This is a genomic window from Streptomyces sp. ISL-98, from assembly GCF_018614055.1.
Taxonomy (GTDB): domain Bacteria; phylum Actinomycetota; class Actinomycetes; order Streptomycetales; family Streptomycetaceae; genus Streptomyces; species Streptomyces spiramyceticus.
In genome coordinates this window covers 1-19,985 of record NZ_JAGGPB010000040.1, presented here as the reverse complement: position 1 = coordinate 19,985, position 19,985 = coordinate 1, and the positions used below count along the sequence as shown (strand labels likewise).

16 protein-coding genes are annotated in these 19,985 nt (G+C 68.8%); 7 read left to right on the top strand and 9 right to left on the bottom strand.

Features of this window, described 5'->3' with window-relative positions; genetic code table 11:
- Window position 1 precedes the first annotated feature (1 nt).
- The 3 genes from J7I98_RS26640 (at window position 2) to J7I98_RS26630 (ending at window position 3,234) form a co-directional block, all read left to right on the top strand.
- Window positions 2–175, top strand: a complete 174-nt coding sequence (locus J7I98_RS26640; protein WP_214926997.1) for a hypothetical protein — start codon at window positions 2–4, stop codon at window positions 173–175.
- Between the two features lie 98 nt (window positions 176–273).
- A complete protein-coding gene (locus J7I98_RS26635) occupies window positions 274–1,812 on the top strand; it encodes a carboxylesterase/lipase family protein (RefSeq protein WP_214926991.1) in 1,539 nt (512 codons plus the stop codon).
- An 885-nt stretch (window positions 1,813–2,697) separates the two neighbouring features.
- The gene (locus J7I98_RS26630; RefSeq protein ID WP_214926983.1) at window positions 2,698–3,234 is read left to right on the top strand and encodes a hypothetical protein; all 537 of its coding nucleotides are present in this window, start codon (window positions 2,698–2,700) and stop codon (window positions 3,232–3,234) included.
- Window positions 3,235–3,472: 238 nt separating this feature from the next.
- On the opposite strand, the gene J7I98_RS26625 is transcribed toward J7I98_RS26630, so the two are convergent.
- The 7 genes from J7I98_RS26625 to J7I98_RS26595 form a co-directional block, all read right to left on the bottom strand.
- Window positions 3,473–3,649, bottom strand: a complete 177-nt coding sequence (locus J7I98_RS26625; protein ID WP_214926981.1) for a hypothetical protein — start codon at window positions 3,647–3,649, stop codon at window positions 3,473–3,475.
- A gap of 27 nt (window positions 3,650–3,676) precedes the next feature.
- Window positions 3,677–4,195: a GbsR/MarR family transcriptional regulator gene (locus tag J7I98_RS26620; protein ID WP_214926979.1), complete on the bottom strand. Its 519-nt coding sequence runs from the start codon at window positions 4,193–4,195 to the stop codon at window positions 3,677–3,679.
- Window positions 4,196–4,374: 179 nt separating this feature from the next.
- Entirely contained in the window at window positions 4,375–4,599 is a 225-nt protein-coding gene (locus J7I98_RS26615; RefSeq protein ID WP_214926977.1) for a hypothetical protein, read from the bottom strand.
- 43 nt (window positions 4,600–4,642) lie between these two features.
- Window positions 4,643–4,981 carry an STAS domain-containing protein gene (locus tag J7I98_RS26610; RefSeq protein WP_214926975.1) on the bottom strand — a complete coding sequence of 113 codons (339 nt, stop codon included), beginning with the start codon at window positions 4,979–4,981 and terminating at the stop codon, window positions 4,643–4,645.
- Window positions 4,982–5,053: 72 nt separating this feature from the next.
- Window positions 5,054–9,904 (bottom strand): DNA repair ATPase, encoded by a 4,851-nt coding sequence (locus J7I98_RS26605; RefSeq protein WP_214926973.1) that lies wholly within the window; start codon window positions 9,902–9,904, stop codon window positions 5,054–5,056.
- An 83-nt stretch (window positions 9,905–9,987) separates the two neighbouring features.
- Window positions 9,988–12,033, bottom strand: a complete 2,046-nt coding sequence (locus J7I98_RS26600; RefSeq protein WP_214926971.1) for an SPFH domain-containing protein — start codon at window positions 12,031–12,033, stop codon at window positions 9,988–9,990.
- A gap of 43 nt (window positions 12,034–12,076) precedes the next feature.
- The gene (locus tag J7I98_RS26595; protein WP_214926964.1) at window positions 12,077–12,682 is read right to left on the bottom strand and encodes a YqiJ family protein; all 606 of its coding nucleotides are present in this window, start codon (window positions 12,680–12,682) and stop codon (window positions 12,077–12,079) included.
- 237 nt (window positions 12,683–12,919) lie between these two features.
- On the opposite strand from J7I98_RS26595, the gene J7I98_RS26590 reads away from it, so the two are divergent.
- On the top strand, window positions 12,920–13,981 hold the full coding sequence (locus tag J7I98_RS26590; RefSeq protein ID WP_214926962.1) for a CdaR family transcriptional regulator: 1,062 nt from the start codon (window positions 12,920–12,922) through the stop codon (window positions 13,979–13,981).
- A gap of 93 nt (window positions 13,982–14,074) precedes the next feature.
- Here J7I98_RS26590 and J7I98_RS26585 read toward each other — a convergent pair whose 3' ends face one another.
- Together J7I98_RS26585 and J7I98_RS26580 are read right to left on the bottom strand one after the other, a co-directional pair.
- Complete coding sequence (locus J7I98_RS26585) at window positions 14,075–14,908, bottom strand: alpha/beta fold hydrolase (RefSeq protein WP_214926955.1); 834 nt, start codon at window positions 14,906–14,908, stop codon at window positions 14,075–14,077.
- Window positions 14,909–14,975: 67 nt separating this feature from the next.
- Window positions 14,976–15,425, bottom strand: coding sequence for a hypothetical protein (locus J7I98_RS26580; protein WP_214926933.1), 450 nt, complete (start codon window positions 15,423–15,425; stop codon window positions 14,976–14,978).
- An 858-nt stretch (window positions 15,426–16,283) separates the two neighbouring features.
- Here J7I98_RS26580 and J7I98_RS26575 point away from each other — a divergent pair.
- The 3 genes from J7I98_RS26575 to J7I98_RS26565 all read left to right on the top strand — a co-directional run bounded on the left by J7I98_RS26575 (window position 16,284) and on the right by J7I98_RS26565 (window position 19,656).
- The gene (locus J7I98_RS26575) at window positions 16,284–17,822 is read left to right on the top strand and encodes a sodium:alanine symporter family protein (RefSeq protein ID WP_214926931.1); all 1,539 of its coding nucleotides are present in this window, start codon (window positions 16,284–16,286) and stop codon (window positions 17,820–17,822) included.
- Between the two features lie 246 nt (window positions 17,823–18,068).
- Window positions 18,069–19,382 carry a Na+/H+ antiporter NhaA gene (gene nhaA, locus J7I98_RS26570; protein WP_214926923.1) on the top strand — a complete coding sequence of 438 codons (1,314 nt, stop codon included), beginning with the start codon at window positions 18,069–18,071 and terminating at the stop codon, window positions 19,380–19,382.
- A gap of 10 nt (window positions 19,383–19,392) precedes the next feature.
- Window positions 19,393–19,656 (top strand): hypothetical protein, encoded by a 264-nt coding sequence (locus J7I98_RS26565; protein ID WP_214926921.1) that lies wholly within the window; start codon window positions 19,393–19,395, stop codon window positions 19,654–19,656.
- The last annotated feature ends 329 nt before the right edge of the window (window positions 19,657–19,985 follow it).

Genomic DNA, 19,985 nt, shown 5'->3' with positions numbered 1-19,985 from the left:
GATGGAGTACGACGACCACCGCGCGGTGACAAGCACCGGGTCCGGAGCGGAGTCGGTTGAGTGGCGGGCGACACAGCGCGAGCTGATCGACAACGGGCGCTGGGACGAGGCCATGATGATGGACATCGACGAGACTCGGGACCTATACGGCGCTAAATGTCCGGGCCATCCGTAAATGGATGGCGCGCATCTCGATGCAGCGGGATGATCCGAGTGTCCGGGTCGACGCGAAACCCTGTGATCGCGCTCCACCTGCCCGGCGAGGGAGTTGTGATGACCGTTGACGCGTCCGAGCCGGCCGGGTCCCAGCCCGAAGTCCGCGCGGCGGCCGGGGCGTTGCGCGGCAGCCGGGAGGCGGGTGTGGCGGTCTTCCGTGGGATCCCGTTCGCCGAGCCGCCGGTCGGCTCGCTGCGTTTCGCCGCGCCGCGGCCGGTACGGGCATGGGACGGGGTGCGGACGGCGGTGTCGTACGGACCGCCGCCCCCTCAGGGCGGCGCTCTGGGCATGGCCGCGCTGTCGCAGGATGCGATGGGCGACGACTGGCTGACGGTCAACGTCTGGTCGCCCGAGCCGGGCCCGGGCGCAGGGCTGCCGGTGATGGTGTGGATCCAGGGCGGTGCCTACACGATCGGCATGTCCGCTCTTCCCGAGTACGACGGAGGCCGCCTGGCGCGTGACGGCGGCGTCGTCGTGGTGACGTTCAACTACCGTGTGGGACTTGAGGGTTTCGGGCAGATCGAGGGCGCGCCCGCCAACCGGGGTCTGCTTGACCAGGTCACCGCTTTGGAGTGGGTGCGTGACAACATCCGTGCCTTCGGCGGCGACCCGGACCGCGTCACGGTCTTCGGCCAGTCGGCGGGCGCCGGATCGGTCGCCGCGCTGCTGGCGATGCCGCGTGCGGCCGGGCTCTTCGGCCGGGCCGTCGCGCAGAGTGTGCAGGGCACGTTCTTCTCGCCGGAGCTCGCCGCCGACATCGCCACCTCCTGCGCCGCCGAGCTGGGGCTGCGGCCCACGGTGGCCGACCTGTCCACGGTGGCCCCGGCCCAGCTGTCCGCCGCCGGTGATGCGGTCGGCGCCAAGATGGCCCAGTGGGCGGAACGCTGGGGTCAGGCCGCGCACAGGTCGATCCCGTTCTCGCCGGTCGTCGAGGGTGATGCTCTGCCGGTCTCTCCATGGCAGGCCCTGGCCGACGGCGCCGGCCGGGACATCGAACTCCTCGTCGGCCACACTCGCGACGAGCAGCGGCTGCTCACCGCGCTCGACGGCCTGCTCGGCCAGGTGACACAGGAGCAGGCGGCGACCGCCCTGCACGTCTTCGGCCCCGGCCAGGACGGCGCACGCCGTTACCGTGACGGCTTTCCGGCCGCGGGCCCGGACGAGCTGTACGAACTGGTCCACTCCGACTGGCTGTTCCGCATGCCGAGCCTCCACCTTGCCCAGGCCCAGACCGCCGCCGGCGGCCGTGCCCACGTCTACGAGCTGACCTGGACCGCCCCGGGCATGGGCGGCGCCCTCGGCGCCTGTCACGGCCTCGACGTGCCGCTCACCTTCGGCAACCTGGACCGCGGCCAGCCCGCCATGCTGATCGGCGAAAGCCCTTCCCCGGAGGCAGAGGCGCTGTCCGCACGCATGCGCGCCGCGTGGACGGCGTTCGCCACCCACGGCGACCCCGGCTGGCCCGCGTACGACACCGAGCAACGCCTCGTGCAGCTCTTCGATACCCGGCCGGCCGTCACCGCTTACCCGGAGGAAACCTCACGCCTGATCTGGCAGGACCACACCTTTCCCGTACTGCCGCTGATCGGCCAGTAGCGTCAACCGGCAGCTACCGTCCGGAGCCATTGCGCACTGAAGCCCGGATGTGCGCAACCACTGCGCATCAGGCTCCGACATTGCGCATCGAGTCGCGGACCCTACACAGGTCTCCGCGGTCAGCATCCGCGTCGGGACGTGAACGAGGATCACCCCGCCGCACCACTCCGGCAGCGATACGAGCGCGGTCGTGTCGCCGGCGCGGATCACGGTCGCCACGGTCGTGCTGTGCTGGGCCATGGAAGCCCCCTTCCATCGTGACGGTGGGGGGTGGAGAGATCATGACTCACGCTCAACCGGTTCACCAGCCTCCGGCCAGCATCGAGTCGCGCCACGGCCGCACGGCGTAGATCTCTGGGCAGCCGACGGAATGCTGTGACCTGCTGTTTCTCCTTGCTCCTGTTGTGGTCGCGGATCCTATAGCCCAGCCGCTGCGGACGGGCAATGGGAACGGCAGCTGTCCCGTCTCCGTCGATACGGTCTGCGTCTCAAGTGATCTGGTCCGATTCGCCTCTGGTCTCAGGTGATCTGGTACGACGCGCGGGAAGCGGTCATGCACGCAACGTGGATCAGCACGCGAGGGAACGCGCGATGCGGAATCCCACGTCGTCACCGTGGGCTGAGCCGGCCAACGGTGCGCCCTTGGGCCGGAGGGCGTCCCCTCCTTGCGCCGGAGAGATCTCCCTTGTGCCACAAGCCGTCTCCCTCATGTATCGCCTTGTATCGAGCGTTTGACACAAGATCCCGACCAGGGCATCTTGTGTCAAACGCTCGATACAAGATGATCTGAGGGGATCTCCATATGCTCGACACGGTCCCGCTCCAGTCCCGGTTCCTCGACCACGCCGACCACTAGCCCGCTGGTCCGGTCTGGCCATCGGCATCGTGGCCGCACAGCAGTTGGTCACGATGGAGAGCGGCGACATCACGATGCCCCTCGTGTTCGCCATCACCGCTTTCGGCCTGTGCGCGGTGGGCGGTGTCTTGCTCGGCGACGCCCTGACCCTGCGTCCCCAGGAAGCGGTACGCACCGCGAGTCTCGCCCCGCGCCTGGTCCGAGCCCACGTGCCGCCCCGTATGGCGCCCCTGCTTCGTCTGCAGGCGGCGTCCCTCGTCACCCTGCTGGTGATCGGTGCGGTCACGGCCTCCTTCGACCCCGACCGGATAGGCACAGCGGGGCGTGTCATCACCGTCACCTGCGAAGGGGAACCACACGGCCCGAGTACTTCCGCCATGACTGGGCAGCGCACTCCGGCTCGCGCAGCAGCGGTATCGAACCGACAACCTGCCGGGATCAAGGTAGCTGACGTAGCCGTCCCGCTCCTTGTCGGCATCGCCCCACCCACACAAGTGAGTTACAGGTGGCGCCGCATCGCCTTGAGGCACGCGGCCCGGGCAGCGCTCGACTGGTCGCGAGGGTAGGCAGTGCCCAGGTTCATCCCCTGTCCGAGGCCCCTTGCCGTCGGCCAGCCTGCTGTCATGTATGTGCCACTGAGCCAGCGCACATTACAGGCGACCTGGATTGCGTCTTGAGCCGTAAGACTCCACTACAAGGTGTCGGCACATCCCGTGCCAGGCCGCAGCCGCAAGATCATCCATGCCTGAAGGCACGTGCCGCAGATTCAGGACGGCATCACTGTCGAGGATCGACAGCAGGCAGTCACTCCGCGGTGAGTTCCATGAGCTGGTCGGTGGCGGTGGTGTTCCCCTTGTCGGCGAGGCGTCGCAGTTCGCCCATATCGCCAAGCTCAGTGGCGAGTTCGATCAGCTCGTCGACCGCAGTCTCGTCGCCGTTCTCAGCCCGTTCCCGCAGGACGGACACGTCAGAGTCAGTCATAATGGACGACCTCCCAATAGTCTTCGGTCAGCCCGGGGCTTGCGTCTCCCCGTAGGGCGTCTCTCCGTTATCCGCCCGGAATGGGCAGCTTTCCCGATGCTCGGAGCTCATCGCGATTTGTATGCCACTCGTCCAGCAGCGCGGGCAGTCGCTGCCGAGGAACTCGGCCAGCGCGACCATCTCCTCGAGCGGTCCACGACGCTCCGGCGGAGCATCGGCCAGCAACGCCAGCCCCTCCCGAAACAGCGCCGCATGCTCCTCATGGATGGCGGAATCGAAGTTCTGCGGCTGCTGGCTCACCGGATTCAGACTCACCCTGTCCACCCGCTCGCCAGCGACACGCGTCCGCCGCGCCATTCGATAGTTCTCGAGCAGCTTCACCGCACCAGTGATGGCGCTCCGGCTCGCCAACAGCGCTTCACTCAACTCATCGATCGACTGCTGCGGCGGATCGCAGACGAACAGATACCCCAGCAAACGTCCAGCCATTGGCGGGAAGCCGTACTGGCGTGCGTAGAAGCGGCCGACGTGGTCGGCGAAGATCAACGATCGAAGCGAACGCCATCGCCGCGAGCTTGTCGGCAGGACCCGATCGATGCACCACCCAGCTTGCCGAGGTGTTCACGGCCAGCAGTTCAGCGATGGGGTTCCGGCTGATCAACCTCCGGCTGGTGAGCTGAACCACCAGACCATCGCCTACACCAGCGAAATCTCCCCGCTCGGCATCAAGTCTTGACTCGGTACAGCTGGATCTTCCGGTTCACGAACAGATGGACGTAACCACACTGCGAGCAGATCAAGCCGGTCGCCGACTCGTCCGCCCACGCCATCTTCAGAAACTCGAGGCCGAAGCTGTTGAGCTTCACCTCGCGCACCCGGAATTGCTCGCTCTGGCAGATGAGACAGCAGATCCACGTCTCCCCTATAGCGGCGTTCACCGGCTTGGCCACGGTTTTCCTCCCCCGGAAAGCTGCGGGACCGATTCCCGGAGCGTCATGAGTCTGTGGTGTCGTGCCCTTCGTCGGGGCTCAGGAGCCTCAGCAGTCCGACTCGGTTGAGCATCTTGGCCACCTGCGGAGGTGCGTGGGTCACGGTCAGCCGCGTCCCACGCGAACGAGCCGCCTTGAGCCCCGCGAAGAAGGCACCGGTGCCGTCGGCGCTCAGGTGCTCCACGCCCGACAGGTCGACGTCCAGAATGGTCGGGGAAGTGCCCAGGGCATCCAGGAGGGTGCGGCTCGTGGGTTCGACGCTGCACGCGTCGATCTGGCCTCGCAGCCTCACGACGACCGTGCCCGGACGATGCGGCCTGCGCGGGGGCGGCAAACGCAGCATCGGGCGGCTCCAGGGCAGGGAATGTCCACTTGCCGACCAGACTTCCCGGCGCACCTGACGGCAGCTTATGGGTCATCGGTCCGGGCCGCTTCCCGAGCGGGCAGCGTGTCGGCCGGGCGGGCGGCTCAGCAGGTGGCGGGGGTCCGTGGCGCGCGTGATGGCCGTTTCGACGGCTGCGACCCGGTCGGCGAGCAGGCCGAGCGCGGCCACCGCCCGTCCGAGGGCGTCGTCTCCGGAACCGCCGAGTGCTTGGGCGCGTACATACGCCGACGTGATGTGGGTCCAGCGAGCCGCCTGTTCCTCGGTGAGCGTGCCGCGCAGGGCTGCCAGCTTGAGCAGGTTGGTCTCGGCTCCGGTGGTGAGGGTCTGGGCCTCGCCCGTGTAGTGGTCGTCGATCACGGCGGCCAGCTCGTCGTCGTTCATGACAGGGGAGATGCGGGCCGCGATCTTGCTCATGTTGCGGTACGAACCCTGGAGCTGGAAGGCCGGTTCGGTGCGGGTGGCGTCGGACTGGGCGGCGGAGGCGATGTACGCCTCGTTGACCGCGAGGACCGTCTCGCGGGCGGTGAGCAGGTGGTGCAGGACCGCGAGGATGGCGTCGAGTTCGGCCGGCGGGTACGGGTGGATAAGCCGGTCGCGGCGGGCGCTCGGGTCCCCGGCAGCCAGACGCACCAGCAGGTCCAGGTCGGAACGTTCACGCCCGGCGAGGGGAGCGAGGACCGGATGGGAGGTGAGGGCGTTCTCGACGAAGCTGAGCGCGAAGACAGCGTCCTTGCCGGTCAAAACGTCGCCGAGATTCCAGACGTCGGCGCGGTTGGCGAGCATGTCGGGGATGCGGAAACGCTGACCGGACTCGGTGTAGGGGTTGCCCGCCATGCAGACCGCGAAGCGCTTACCCCGCAGATCGTGGCCGTTCAGGGTGCGGGTGGCGTCGCACAGCGGGATGAACTTCTGCAGCAGCTCCGATGAGGTGTGCTGGATGTCGTCCAAGTAGAGCAGGACGTTGTTGCCTGCCGACAGCGCGAGGTTGACCTTCTCTATCTCCTTGCAGGCGGTGGCGTTCGGTGCCTCAGCCGGGTCGAGCGAGGTGACGCTGTGCCCAAGGGCCGGTCCGTCGACCTTCACCAGGAGCAGGCCGAGGCGGTCGGAGACGTACTCCATGAGGGTCGTCTTACCGTAGCCGGGCGGCGAGACGAGCAGCAGCAGTCCGCTGTTGTCGGTCCGCTTGCCGTCACCGGCGGCGCCGAGCTGCTTGGCGAGGTTGTTGCCGATGAGGGGCAGGTACACCTCGTCGACGAGGCGGTTGCGTACGAAGGAGGACATGACGCGCGGCCGGTACTCGTCCAGGCGCAGCCGATTCCGCTCGGCGGCGACGAGGGCGCTCCTGCGCTGCTGGTAGGCGCGGAACCCGGGCACCACCCGCTGGGCGAAGTCGCCGGTCCTGGCCAGGAATTCATCGAGGCGCAGAGTCAGGGTACGGTGCCGGTCGATCCTTGGGTGGGTACCCAGCAAGCCCTTTGCCTTGGCGTTCAGGGAGCCTGCCACATCGTGGCGCGCGAGGCCCGGACAGACCTCGATGGCCACGGCTTCGGCGAGGTCGCCGGCGTCGACGTCCTCGCCGCAGGAGGCGGCGTACGAGACGAGCCAGCCCTCCACCAGCCGCTGCGCGGCGGCCTGGTTCCCGTCGGCGAGCCGGTCGCGCACGTCCTTGTCGTACGGCGACGAGCCCACCGCCCGGCGGAACTTGTCGAGGAACGTGCGGGCCTGCGGACTCGTCGCGAACGACTCGCCGGTCGACAGCTCCTCGACGAGATACTCGGCGGCGAGGGCGGAGAGCGCCCCCGCATCGGCGAGGTCGGCACGCAGCGACTCCAGTGCCGGGGCCGTCCCGAACGTTTCCCGAGCCCGCACCAGGGATGCTGCCTCGCGCGTCCATGCCTTGCGCGCCTCTGGCATCGTCCCGTGGGCCCAGAACAGCTGGCCGGCGGCGCGGGCGGCGGCGGGGTAGCGCAGAAGCCCGGCCTGCTCGTACAGCCCCAGCAGTACGGAGAGGATGGCCGCCGCGTCGTGGTCGTGGACGCCGCGCTCGTACCCCTCGTCGTACGACGCCTCGGCGGCCTCCCGGATCAGCCCCTCCAGGTCGGCTGCGGCCAGGTCCTCGGCGCCGTGCTCGGCCAGCAGTCGCGCCGCCAGGTACTCCGACCGGTAGACGTCCGCGTTCTCGGACGGCAGGAGCTGGTCCCAGTAGGCGCGCGTGTCCGCGAACTGCGGGTCGGTGACCGGGCGCCGGTAGTCCGTACCGGTCAGCGCGAAGGCCATGCCTCCGTCCGCGTGCGGCACGAGCGTGAGCTCAGAGGCCTGGGTGTTGACGGCGAACCGGTGCGCGCCCAGGCGGATGGTGTCGCCGCCGTCCGCGTACAGCTCGGTACGGTCCCGCAGTGCCCGGCCGGCCTCCTGGCGGGCGGCCTTCAGCCGCCCCTCCAGCTCCTCCGCCCGCACCTGGTCTCCGAGCTCGCGCAGCTCGTCGGCGGTGCGGCGGACCTTGGCAGCCATGGGGTCGGAGGCGAAGTACGTGTTGACCGCGTCGAGGCTGTCCAGGGTCGCCGCCCGGCGGGCGATCGTCTCCAGGACGCGGCCGGCCGACGCGGCGAGGCGCTCCCCGCGCCGGGCGCGGGCGTCCTGGAGCGTGTGCTTGCGGCCCGAGAAGGCGTCATGGACCTCGGCGCGCTTGTCGGCGATCTCGGTGAGGAATCCGTCGTGGTCGGCGAAGCGCGACTCCAGTGTGTCCAACTGGAGCAGCAGCCGGGCGAGCTGCGCGTCGCAGGTCTCCGGTGTGTCCGCCGCTGCCAGCGCGCCGGTGACCGACTGGGCGAGCAGGGCGAACTCGGCCGCGAACGCCGCCTGCCCTTCCTGGTCGAGGAGTTCGCGGCGCCGGGCGGCGAGGGTGGCACGGGCGCGGTTCAGGCCGCCCAGTACCTCGGCGATCCGCTCCAGGATGGTGGTGCGCACGGTCGCGTCACCGATGTCCAGTCCGGCGACCACCTCGGTAAGGGTCTGGAGGCCGAAGACCTGCTCGTTCAGGCGCTCGGTGACCGGAGCGGCCTCGGCGGCCGTGGTGATGGTCTCCGCGTCGGCGCAGAGGCCTTCCACGTCCGCGTGGTGGGCGGCGAAGGCGTCGTCGCGCTGGAGGAAGGCCACCGCCCGCTGCGCGGTGGAGACGATGTGGGCCTCGGCGTCCTCGGCAAGCGCCTCGATGGCCCCGGTGTCCGCGTACCGCATCTCCTTCAGAGTCACCAGGCGGCCCTGGGCCCGGCGTAGTTCGGAGATGCGCGCGATCCACTCCTCGGCGGTGGCGGGAGCCTCACCGCGGATCCGCCTGACCAGGCGCTGAAAGTGCTCCGACGACTCGGTGAGTGCCGCGGTGGCCTGCCGGGCCAGGGACTGTACGGACTCGAACTCCGCCAGCACCTGCTCGGCCGTGGCCCGCACTTCGTCCAGCGGGGTGCGCAGGTCCCCGGCATCCGCGTCGCCCAGCCAGTGGAACCGGTCGGCGGCCCGCGTACAGGCGGCGACCAGCGCTTCGTACAACTCGCTGGTGGCGGTGGTCTCGGCGGCCTGCCGGGCGATGGCGAGGCAGTCGGAGATGCCGCGTACGACGTCGGCGTTGCCGATGCGGGCGAGGGGGCCGGTGTCCACAGGTGCGGCGTGGGCGTCGGAGACGTACGGCGTCCGCCATATCTGGATCGGGTGCGCGCGTGCGAGCTCGCCGGATTCCGTGCGCAGCACGGTGAGACTGCCGTCGTCGAAGAGGGCGTAGCCGTGGCAGGAGAGCGGGGCTGCGACCTCCTTGCGGATGAGGTTGTAGGAGAGCAGAAGGGTGCGGCCCTCGGCCCGGGCGTGGAAGGCGAACAGCACGTCCTCGCCGTTGGGTGAGCGGACGGCGCGCTCGAACTCCAGGCCGGAGGTGTCCGCCGTGTCGAAGGTCTTCACCGCCCCCGTGGCGAGGCAGTAGCCGCCGGGGAAGACGATGCCCTGGTCGTCGGGCAGTCGGCGGCAGGACTGCCCGATGCCGTCGAGCCGGACCACGGACTTGGTGATCGTGTTGAAGACCAGGTGCCGCCAGGTCTCTTCCTTGTAGGGCCGGACGCGCAGCAGGATCAGGGCGCCGACGACCGCGTACGCCACCTCGGCGTCGGCAAGTGACTGCAGGGGTTCGTCGACCGGCTCGCTGTGGACGCCCTCGCCGGTCTCCGTGTCATCCTGGGTCTTCACGGTGACCGTGCCGCCGACCGTCGCTACGAAGACCGTGCCACCGGCGATGGCGATGTGCGGGTGGCGCCCCAGGACGTGATCGTCCCGGGTCGTCTCGACCCAGGGGAAGTCGTGCGACGCGGGGAAGACATGGTCGCGCTCCCCACGGGCGTCCAGGAACCGCACCTCGCCGGACGAGGACAGGGACCAGCGCAGGACGCGGATGTCGTCGGCCTGCTCGCCGGTCCGGAACACGGCCAGCAGCGTGCCGTCGACATGGCGGAGCTGGAGGAGGCGCGCCCCCTGGAAGTAGCGGTGCAGCGCGTCAAACTCCCGTATGAAGTCGGGGTCATCGAGCAGGGCGGGCACCGCCTCGTCCGGGAGACGGTTCAGGTCGCGGTCGTAGAGGGCGAAGACGTCGGCGGCCGGGGCCTCGTAGCCGACGAGCAGCGAGTCGCCGACAGCGACGATGTCGCGGGGGACGATGTTCCGCTCCGTACGGATGCGCTCGGTGCCGACGAGAGCCAGCTCGGTGGAGCCGAAAGCCGCGATGCGGGCGGTGTTGAGTGCGTCGGCGCGCCGGGCCAGCTCGCCGGCCTGAGCACCGAGGCGGTCGCGCAGCACCTCGTACGAACCCGCGTCCAGGCCGCTTCCCGTCCCGGTCCCAGTCACTGTCCAGCTCCCTCATGTCGGTGGATGAATTCCGGAGCTGCCGCCCCCCGCGCGGCAGCTCCGGAAGCTGTAGAACCGGGCGGTCAGCCCTTGGCGGTGCCGTTCAGCCCGGCGAGTTCGGCCACCGGCATGTCGGCCAGGCCCAGTTGCCGTGCCTTGCCGATGAGTTCGTCCAGCTGTCCCGAGCCGGCCGGCATGAGCTTCATCAGCAGGGCCGACACGGTCAGGTTCTGCACGTCGGCGGTGGAGACCGAGCCCAGCACCTTCGTCAGGTCCTCGGTGAAGGACGCGGAGCCGTCCAGCCAGGGCCCGGCGAGCGCCTGGGCGGTCTGGGAGTGCTGGAAGAAGCCGTCGACGCTCTTGCCGAGCGAGATGGCGCCGACGATCCGGTCGAAGAAGGCGGACTCGCCTCCGACGATGTTGATGTCGGCGTTCTCCAGGCCGGTGGCGAGCACCGTGGCCTGCGCCTCGGCGACGTGGCGCTGTACGTCGAGACCGGCGAGCCGGATGTCCTTCTCCGCCTCCAGGCGCAGCCGGAACTCCTCGTGCGTACGGGACGCCTCGTCCAGCGCGGCCATCGCGGCGGCCTTCTCGGTGAGACCTGCTGCCTCGGCCTTGAGCTTCTCGCCGATGGCAGTGGCCTCGGCCAGGGCCTTTTCGCGGGTGCCTACCGCCTCGGCGCGCAGCCGGGCCTCGGTCGCCCCGGCCTCGGCACGCCCCGCCTTCTCGATGGCGTCCGCCTCCTTCTCCCGTACCTGGACAGCCGCCAGGCCCTCAGCCGCGGCCTCCGCCTGAATGCCCTCGGCGAGCCGGACCTTGGCGCGGGCGTCCATGTCGGCGGCCTTGTTGCGGGCCTCGGCCAGCGTCAGCTCCTCCGCTGCCCGGTGGACTGCGGCCTGCTCGGCGGCCTCGGCGGCCTTGATGTCCTTGACCAGCAGTTCCTGGGCCTCCGCCTCGGCGGCGATGACCACCGTCTGGCGCCTGCGCTCGGCCTCCTCGATCGCGCGGAGCTTCTTGATGGACTCCTCCTGCTCCGCGACCGTGCGGTCCACCGCGACCCGCTCGCGAATGACCTCGGCGATGTCGCGGCGCTCGGTCTCTACCTCCTTCTCGGCGGAGATGCGGCTGAGTTCGGTCTCCCGGTCCCGGGCGATGACTTCGAGCAGGCGGTCCTTCTCGATGCGCTCGTTCTCGATGGCGATGACCCGCTCGCGGTTCTTCTGCGCGACGGCTACCTCGCGGGCCTGGTTCTCGCGCTGGATGCCGAGCTGCTCCTCGGTCTTCAGGAAGGCGCTCTGCGCCCGCAGCCGCTCCTCCTCGACGACGCGGGCGGTCTCCGCCTCCTCCCTGGCCCGTACGGTCTCGATCTCCCGCCTCTGCTTGGTCTCCGCGTCGGTCTGACGGCGCTCCAGCTCCAGGATCGCCTCGCGGGCGTCGACGTTCTGCCGGGTGATCTCCTTCTCCTCCGTGCGCTGGAACTCGTTGGTCCGCACGTGCTCGACGGCCGTCAGTTCGGTGATCTTCCGGATGCCCTGGGCGTCGAGGATGTTGGAGGCGTCCAGCTGCGCGAGCGGGGTCTGCTCCAGGTAGTCGATCGCTGCGTCTTCGAGGCTGTAGCCGTTCAGATCGGTCCCGATGACCTGGATGATCTGGTCCCGGAGCTCCGCGCGTTTGGTGTAGAGGTCGGTGAAGTCGAGCTGCTTGCCGACCGTCTTGAGCGCCTCGGAGAACTTGGCGTTGAACAGCTCCTGCAGCGTCTCCTTGTCGCTCGCCCGGGCCGTGCCGATGGCCTGGGCGACCTTGATGACGTCCTCGACGGTCTTGTTGACCCGTACGAAGAACGAAATCCGGATGTCGGCGCGGATGTTGTCCCGGCAGATCAGGCCGTCCCGCCCGGTCCTGGTGATGTCGATGGTCTTCACCGAGATGTCCATGACCTCGGCCTTGTGCAGGACCGGCAGGACGACCTGCCCGGTAAAGGTGACGTCGACTTTCCGCATCTTGGAGACGATCAGCGCCTTGCCCTGCTCCACCTTGCGGAACAGCCGACTGATCACGAACAGCATGGCGATGACGATGAGCAGGACAACGGCAATGAGCACGCCGATGCCCAGGGTGATGGCATCCATGAGGAATCCCCAAGTGAGAGATGGGAGCTGAGGAGCGGCGGGGTCAGCCGCGAGGGTCCAGCGCCGCGTCGAACGGCGCGACCCAGAAAAACTCGCCAGTGTCGTCGTACCCGTACAGCAACCCTGTGCTTCCGAGCGTCAGCAGACCATCGTCGTTCTGGCGGACCTGGACGACGGCGGTGGAGCCGTCCCGGGCGGCAACCTCCGCCTGGCCGAAGTCCGCGTCCACCCGCCCCGTGCGGATGGTGCAGGTCAGGCCGACGAAGTCCTGCCGGGACGGCCCGGGTTCGTCGGGGAAGAGCTTGGCCAGCGGCCGTACGAGCGCTCGCGTCAGCCGCCATGAGCCGATCAGGGAGGCGAACAGCAGCACGACGCCGAGCAGATGAAGCAGCGCATCGGACCAGTCCGTACGGGCGAGAAGGAGGGACCCGGTGAAGCTGAAGAACCAGGACAGGGCGATCAGAAGCGAGGCCGACACCGAGACAGGGACTCCATCGAGGCTGAGGGCGTCCGTGTCCACGTCCGCGTCGAAGCTGTCGTGGTCGGCGGCGCCGAGCAGCACCAGCAGCCAGAAGCCGACAACGACCACGAGGGCCGCGGAGAACAGCACGGTGGGGAACGTGGCCGTGGCATGCAGGAACTCGTCCATTCCTCTTCCCCCTTGCTCCGTGCTGCGGCGTGCTGCTTTCCGGGCTCCGGCATTGATCTCGAGCGCCCGGCCCCGGTGGGCTCATGCTGACAGGACGGCCCGCGTGTTCGCATTGCCGTCCACCGGCAATCTTTACGGCCCCTTGATGCCGGTGGCCGCCCCTCGGCGCACGCGTGCCACCCTTGACGTCCACGCGTCAGGAAGGCGTCATCGGCGCGTCAAGAACGGGGAGTGGACATGGCGGATCGGGACGCAGCAGAGAAGTATCTGGAGGGGTACGCCCAGATCCTGGCCGACGCCTGCGCCACGGGCAGACGGCTGACCCGGGACGAGCTGGCGGCACTGCGGGCACAGGGGGAGCGGGCCGCCGAGGCCGGCCTCGGACTGCGCTTCCTGGTGCGCGCCCACCTGTCCGCCGCCCAGGACGTACAGGCGAGCCTGCGGGGCGCGACCGCTGACCACCTCCTCGCGGCAGTGGAACAGGCCGTGGACGCCTTCGCCGAGGGACATGAGCGGGCGCAACGGCTAGCGATCCGCCAGCAGGAGGCCGCCCGGCGGGAGTTCATTGACGACCTGCTTCACGGGCGCAGCGATGCCGGGCGTCTCGCCGAACGAGCCGAGCGTTTCGGACTGTTGCTGTCCCACGCGCACGCGGTCGCTGTGGCCCAGGGCGCCGAGCCGTACGAAGACGGCTACTCGGTCACCCGCGGCATCGAGGCATCCCTCGCGGCCCGCTTCGGGAACCGCCGGATACTGCTCACCACAAAGAACGGCCGGCTCATCTGCATCGCGCCAGGTGACGAGGCCGACGTCCTCAGTTTCTTCGCCAAGCAGGCGTACGCCGCGACCGACGGCGGCCGGGTGGCCCTCGGCCGCCCCCACCCGGGCGTCGGCGGCGTAGTCCACTCCTACGAGGAGGCGCTCAACGCCCTAGACCTGGCCGCGCGCATGCACCTGAAAGATCCGGTGCTGCACGCCGCGGACCTACTGGTCTACCCGGTCCTCACCCGCGACCGACAGGCGATGGCCGACCTCGTGCGCAGCGTGCTGGGCCCGCTCCAGCAGGCCCGCGGCGGAGCGCAACCGCTCATCGACACCCTCAACGCGTACTTCGACACCGGGTGTGTGGCCGCCGAGGCCGCCCGGCAACTCTCCTTGAGCGTCAGGGCAATGACGTACCGGCTGGAGCGGATCCACCAGCTGACGGGCGCCGACCCCGGCGACCCCGTCGATCGCTACACCCTGCAAACGGCGGTGGTCGGTGCCCGCCTGCTGGACTGGCCGGACCAGCCGCTCTGACCATTCAGGCCATACCGGCGGCCCGGCGGCCGCGGAGGACCGTACACCCCACCGGGACGGCGGCACCGAACCACTGCAATGCTGACGGGCCCCTCACCTCCCCGCATCGAGACCACGCACGATCGCCGCTACCGCCTCCGGCTCCTCCTCCAAGAGCAGATGCCCCGCACCTTCCACGACCTGCACGTCAACACCGAGGCCGCGGCGCGCCGCCGGCCCAAGTGCCTGCGGTGGGAGAAAGACGTCATGACGGCCCGTCACCACCGCGCAGGACGTGGACCGCCGACCTTTCAGAACCACCGCAGGCAGCGGCGCGGGGGCCAGACTGCTGTGGCAACAGGTGGCGACCATGTCCATCCAGGTGGCGAGTGCACCGGGAACCAGCCTGCCCGGTGCCACCATGTGGTTCAGCAGCCGCCTTGCGCGTCGTACCGACGGGCTTACGAGCCAAGGAACCGTGGCCGCCACCACCGAAGGACTGACCCTGAGGCGAGTGAGACCGGCGGGCGAGACCAGGACACGGCCGGTAATTCTCAAAGATGAACAGGCCAGGGCGATGGCTCCATCCAGGGAGTGACCGACCACCAGGGCCGGTCCCGGCACGGCACGCTCCAGGGCCTCGCTCAGCCAGTTCCCGTACCAGGATATGCGTCCGCGACGCGGCCTCCAGTCCCCGCTCAGCCCCGGCTGGCCCGGAACATCCAGCACGACCGTGTGCCAGTCCGCGGACAGCACGGTGACGGCCGCCAGGGATACCGCCGCATTCATGTTGGTGCCCGGCAACAGCACGATGCTTGGCGCTCCACTGGTGATGCCCGCTGACGTTGTCAGCTCCCGGCGAGCGTGATCGACGCCCCAGGCGTCGAGACGCTCAGCACACCACCTCCGCACGCGAGTGCGGTCACTGTTGCTCTTATAGATCGACACACCAACGCATCCTCAATAGCCGAACCGGATCCGCGCTGACGCCGCGCCCAGAGGAAGGGGCCTGCGTTCAGGGACACGGCTGTTCTTCGGGCTTGCGTGTGCACTTCATGGTCTCTTCCGTCTCGCCCAGGCGCGTGGAGGCATCGTTCAGGGCGTCTTCCTGCAGGTTGTCCACCTCATCGCAGTCAGGGTTCATGCCTCTACCGACAGCCCATGTGTGCACAATCTCGGTGATCTGCTCTCTGAGGAACCAGGTCTCAGACGGCTTGCAGCTTGCGAGGCCTTGGCGCCAGCTGGCGGTGAGGTGCTTCACCGCGTCGTCACGGTAGTTGGGCGGTTTGGCCGTGTCTTTTGCGAGGCTGTCGAGGACATCTGCTTGCCATGCCTGGCGTTCGGCTTTCGGTATGTCGTCTGCGATGCCGTCGACGCAGCCGAGGCCGAGGCACAGTCGCGGGCCGGTGCCCTCAAAGGGTCTCCGGTGGCCTTTGCGGGTACGCCTGCGAGACGAACCGCGCATTCATGGGTTTGCGCAGCGCGCAACACGGCGTAAGCCGAGGGGGCGTCGGAAACCGCGCGCATCACCCTGACGACATCAATGGGGTCGGCCGGCATTCGGACGATTGGCCCGTCGCGCCACGGGGCGCGGTCCTCTTGGTTCATCTGGCCTCGCTCGTGGCCGACTTCGGTGGTTGGCAGCCGTGGGCTTTCGCCGAGCGCTGGGCGAACTTCTTGAACGCCCCGTGTGAGAGGTCGCCGCCGGGCAAGGGCCTCGCCGTAGGCGGAGGCCCGGCCCTGCCCCGGTACGGAAAGCTGGGGGCCGAGCGCCGGCCCGCCGCCCGGACGGACCAGCATGACCCGCTCCCGGTAGACATCGCGGAGCTCCGCGGCCAGTCGATGGGCCACGGCATCGTCACCGCACACGATCATGTGTCCGGCCGACGGGCTGTCGGAAGAGTGCTGAGGGGGAAGTGAAGGCACCTGCGTAGAGTGCCTCGCTCGGTGCACGGATCGCACGGGAATCGCCCGGCCTGCCCGTCCGTCGAGGCATAAGTGTCCGATGAACGGACTTCGGTCACCGCGTAACGGTCTGATTTCGCTCGCTGGGATTTCTCAACATCACTGATGGTTATGTGACTTGAGTCACTAAAGACCTCGTAAAGGCGTGATAGAACTGCGCAACTCCGCAGGTGGCACCCCCCTCGCCACGATGCGGAGTGCCGGCACGCACCGGCAGCACGACCAGGGTGATCACCGTCCGAGTCCGCGGACGTCTCACCCAACGGTCGCCGATCGGACAACGGCGTTCGCTCAATGCCCGCACATCAACCGGCGCACTCCTCCCGTGCCCCGGCCCTGCGCCACAGAGGTAGCCATAGTGTCTCTCGACTCCATCACCAAGTCCGTCGACGAAGCCGTCAGCGGATTCTTCGAGCCCATAGCCACCTGGCTCGGCGAAGTCGTCTTCTATTCCGTGCCCGTCGGCGGGACGGACCTGCCCCTCATCGTCGCCTGGCTTGTGATCGCCGGTCTGGTCTTCACCGGCTGGTTCGGCTTCGTACAGGTCCGCAAGTTCCGCCTTGCCATCGACGTGGTGCGCGGCAAGTACGACGAGAAGGGGTCGGCCGGCGAGGTCAACCACTTCCAGGCACTGACCGCCGCCGTCTCCGGCACGGTCGGCCTCGGAAACATCGCCGGTGTGGCCGTCGCCGTCTCCATCGGCGGCCCCGGAGCCACGTTCTGGATGATCCTGTGCGGCCTGCTCGCCATGGCCACCAAGTTCGTCGAGGTCACCCTCGGCGTGAAGTACCGCGAGGTGCACGCCGACGGCACCGTCTCCGGCGGCCCCATGCACTACCTGCCCAAGGGCCTGGCCGAGCGTTTCGGGAAGAACGGCAAGACCCTCGGCAAGGTCCTCGCGGTCCTCGCCTCCTTCATGATCCTCTTCTTCGGCCTCTTCGGCGGCAACCTCTTCCAGGTCAACCAGTCCTACGCGCAGCTGGTCTCCGTCACCGGCGGTGAGGACGGCCTGATGGGCTCCTCCGCCGGCGCCCTGTTCTTCGGCATCCTGATCGCCGCCCTCGTCGGCATCGTGCTGCTCGGCGGCATCCGCTCGATCGCCAGCGTCACCAGCAGGCTCGTGCCCGCCATGGCCGGCCTCTACATCGCCGCCTGCCTGGTCGCCATCCTGGTGAACATCACCGCCGTCCCCGCCGCGATCGGCACGATCATCGACGGCGCCTTCGACCCCGAGGGTGTCGCCGGCGGTGTGCTCGGCGCGCTGATCATCGGCTTCAAGCGGGCCGCGTTCTCCAACGAGGCCGGTCTCGGCTCCGCCCCGATCGCCCACTCCGCGGTCAAGACCAAGCACCCCGCCAGCGAGGGCCTGGTCGCCCTGCTCGAGCCGTTCATCGACACCGTCGTCATCTGCACCATGACCGCGCTGACCATCGTCGTCGCCAACCCCGCCAGCTGGGCCGAGGCGCGCAAGCAGGAGGGGGCGATCGGCGGAGTCACGATCACCTCCGACGCCTTCGGCACCGTGATGCCCTGGTTCCCGTACATCCTCACCATCGCGGTGATGCTGTTCGCCATCTCCACCGTGCTGACGTGGGGTTACTACGGCCTCAAGGCGTGGACGTACCTCTTCGGCCGCAGCAGGGCCAGCGAGCTGACGTACAAGGTCGTCTACACCTTGTTCGCGATCGCCGGTTCGCTGCTGACGCTGCAGACCCTGATCGACATGGCCGACGCGGTGCTGTTCATGCTCGCCGTCATCAACATCATCGGCCTGTACCTGCTCGCCCCGGTCGTCAAGCGCGAACTGAACTCCTTCCTGGAGTTCGTCCGCGCCCGCAACGCCGGTGAGGCGGGCGAGGCCGACGAAGACCAGGAGTCGGTGAAGACCACCGTCTGACCGCCCTGCGGCCCGGCTCCTGAGCGGGTCCGTACACATCTCGCGCCTTGGTGTGTACGGACCCGCTCGCTGTGCGTTTCAGCAGGTGAAATGGGCTCTGGTGAGATCAGGGGAGGGCGGTTAGGGTGTAAAGAACGCGTCAACGGCCTGCCCACGGCGGCTGCATCGGACGCGCGGTGTGCCGGGAAGTCTGGTCGGCGTCCTAGGGGCTGCATGCCCTGTGCCGATGCCCCGGAGGATTCCCTGATGGCTGCCGCCCCACGCGAGCGTTCCCCTTTTCTCGGCCTGCTGCCGCTGCCTGAGCGCACAGCCGTAACCCAAGCACTGAGGACGGAAACGGTCGGCGGGCTGGTGCTCCTGGCCGCAGCCGTAGTGGCGCTGATCTGGGCGAACACCCCGTGGAGCGAGGCGTACGAGCAGATACGCGACTTCCACTTCGGCATACCAGCCATCGGCCTGGACCTCTCGGTGCAGCACTGGACCGCCGACGGACTCCTCACCATCTTCTTCCTCGTCGCGGGCATCGAACTGAAACGCGAATTCGTCGTCGGAGAACTGCGCACCCCCGCCACGGCAGCTCTGCCGGTCGTCGCAGCACTGTGCGGCATGGTCGTGCCGGCCGCCTTGTACGCCGCCACGGTCATGTCCGGCGGAGGCAGCCTCGAAGGCTGGGCAGTGCCCATGGCCACCGACATCGCCTTCGCACTCGCAGTCCTGGCCATCCTCAGCACCCACCTGCCGGCCGCACTCCGCGCCTTCCTGCTCACCCTCGCCGTCGTCGACGACCTGGGCGCGATCCTCATCATCGCGATCTTCTTCACCAGCGACCTGAACTTCATTGCCCTCGGCGGAGCCCTGGCCGGCCTGGTCGTCTTCTATCTTCTCCAGCGCTACCGCGTCCGGGGCTGGTGGTGGTACGTCCCGCTCGGCATCACCACCTGGGCCCTGATGTACAACGGCGGCGTCCACGCCACCGTCGCCGGCGTCGCCATGGGCCTGATCCTGCGCACCACCCGCGACAAGGGTGAGACCTCCACACCCGCCGAGCGAACCTCCCACCTGCTGCACCCGGTATCGGCGGGAGTCGCCGTGCCTCTGTTCGCTCTCTTCGCCGCAGGCGTCGGTGTCTCCGCCGTGTCGCTCGGAGAGGTGTTCACCCAGCCGGAGCCGCTCGGGGTGGTGCTGGGACTGGTCGTCGGCAAGACCCTGGGGATCTTCGCCGGCACCTACCTGGCTGCCCGCTACACCCGAGCCCAGCTGAACCCGGACCTGGCCTGGGCCGACGTCCTCGCGCTCGCTGTGCTGGCCGGGATCGGATTCACCGTCGCCCTGCTGATCGGTGAGCTCGCCTTCCCCGACCCGACCGCAGCCGAACACATCAAAGCCGCAGTCCTGATCGGATCACTGATCGCGGCGGGCCTGGCCGCACTGCTTATCAAGCGCCGCAACGGGATCTACCGCCGTCTGGACGAGGAGGAGAACCGGGACGACGACCACGACGGCATCCCCGACATCTACCAGCGCACAAGCGGACCGGTACCGGCGAGCACTGACGAATAGGGCAGGCGCCATGGACCCCTCCGTGCTGACGGTGGCGATCATCTTCGCCGCCCTGGTCATCAAGACCGCCGTGCTCGAACTGCGGGAGCCGGGCAGCGCACGCCGGGAGTGGGCCTTCGCCACCAACGGATCAGCCCTGACAGCGGGTCTGACAGCCGCGGTTCTCCTCGGTGTCATGGGATGGCAGTCGATGGGCTATGCGGCAGTGGCGTGGTCGATGCTCGCTGGCGTACTCGTCGCCTACATCGTGGACCGCCGCCCGCCTCGGGGCTGACCCGCCGTTCGGGCCTTCATGCCACAAGCGATGAGCAGGGCAGCGAAGAGACACGCCACAACCACTCGGGCGTAGGACGCGAGGGCGAGGGTGTCCGCGCTCGCACCGACCTGCTCAGCCATGGCGGACTCCAGCCCGCGCCCTGGGCGAGCCGCTCTGTCTGATCGGCGGCTCCCCGGCTGCTAGGAACGCGGCCGTCACCCGCGCTGCGGAACTGGACCTACTCCTGGCAGAGGACCGGCCTCCCCCTGCCACCTCCGGTCCGGCCGTACGGACCTTGCGCGTCGGCCGAAAACCACCGGCCGGACCCTGCGCTTGCCGATAACCTC

Bases quoted from the DNA above. Each gene is read 5' to 3' on its own strand.
- J7I98_RS26640 (WP_214926997.1), top strand. From the start codon at position 2: ATGGAGTACGACGACCACCGCGCGGTGACAAGCACCGGGTCCGGAGCG.
- J7I98_RS26635 (WP_214926991.1), top strand. From the start codon at position 274: ATGACCGTTGACGCGTCCGAGCCGGCCGGGTCCCAGCCCGAAGTCCGC.
- J7I98_RS26625 (WP_214926981.1), bottom strand. From the start codon at position 3,649: ATGACTGACTCTGACGTGTCCGTCCTGCGGGAACGGGCTGAGAACGGC.
- J7I98_RS26610 (WP_214926975.1), bottom strand. From the start codon at position 4,981: ATGCTGCGTTTGCCGCCCCCGCGCAGGCCGCATCGTCCGGGCACGGTC.
- J7I98_RS26600 (WP_214926971.1), bottom strand. From the start codon at position 12,033: ATGGATGCCATCACCCTGGGCATCGGCGTGCTCATTGCCGTTGTCCTG.
- J7I98_RS26595 (WP_214926964.1), bottom strand. From the start codon at position 12,682: ATGGACGAGTTCCTGCATGCCACGGCCACGTTCCCCACCGTGCTGTTC.
- J7I98_RS26590 (WP_214926962.1), top strand. From the start codon at position 12,920: ATGGCGGATCGGGACGCAGCAGAGAAGTATCTGGAGGGGTACGCCCAG.
- J7I98_RS26580 (WP_214926933.1), bottom strand. From the start codon at position 15,425: ATGCGCGGTTCGTCTCGCAGGCGTACCCGCAAAGGCCACCGGAGACCC.
- nhaA (WP_214926923.1), top strand. From the start codon at position 18,069: ATGGCTGCCGCCCCACGCGAGCGTTCCCCTTTTCTCGGCCTGCTGCCG.
- J7I98_RS26565 (WP_214926921.1), top strand. From the start codon at position 19,393: ATGGACCCCTCCGTGCTGACGGTGGCGATCATCTTCGCCGCCCTGGTC.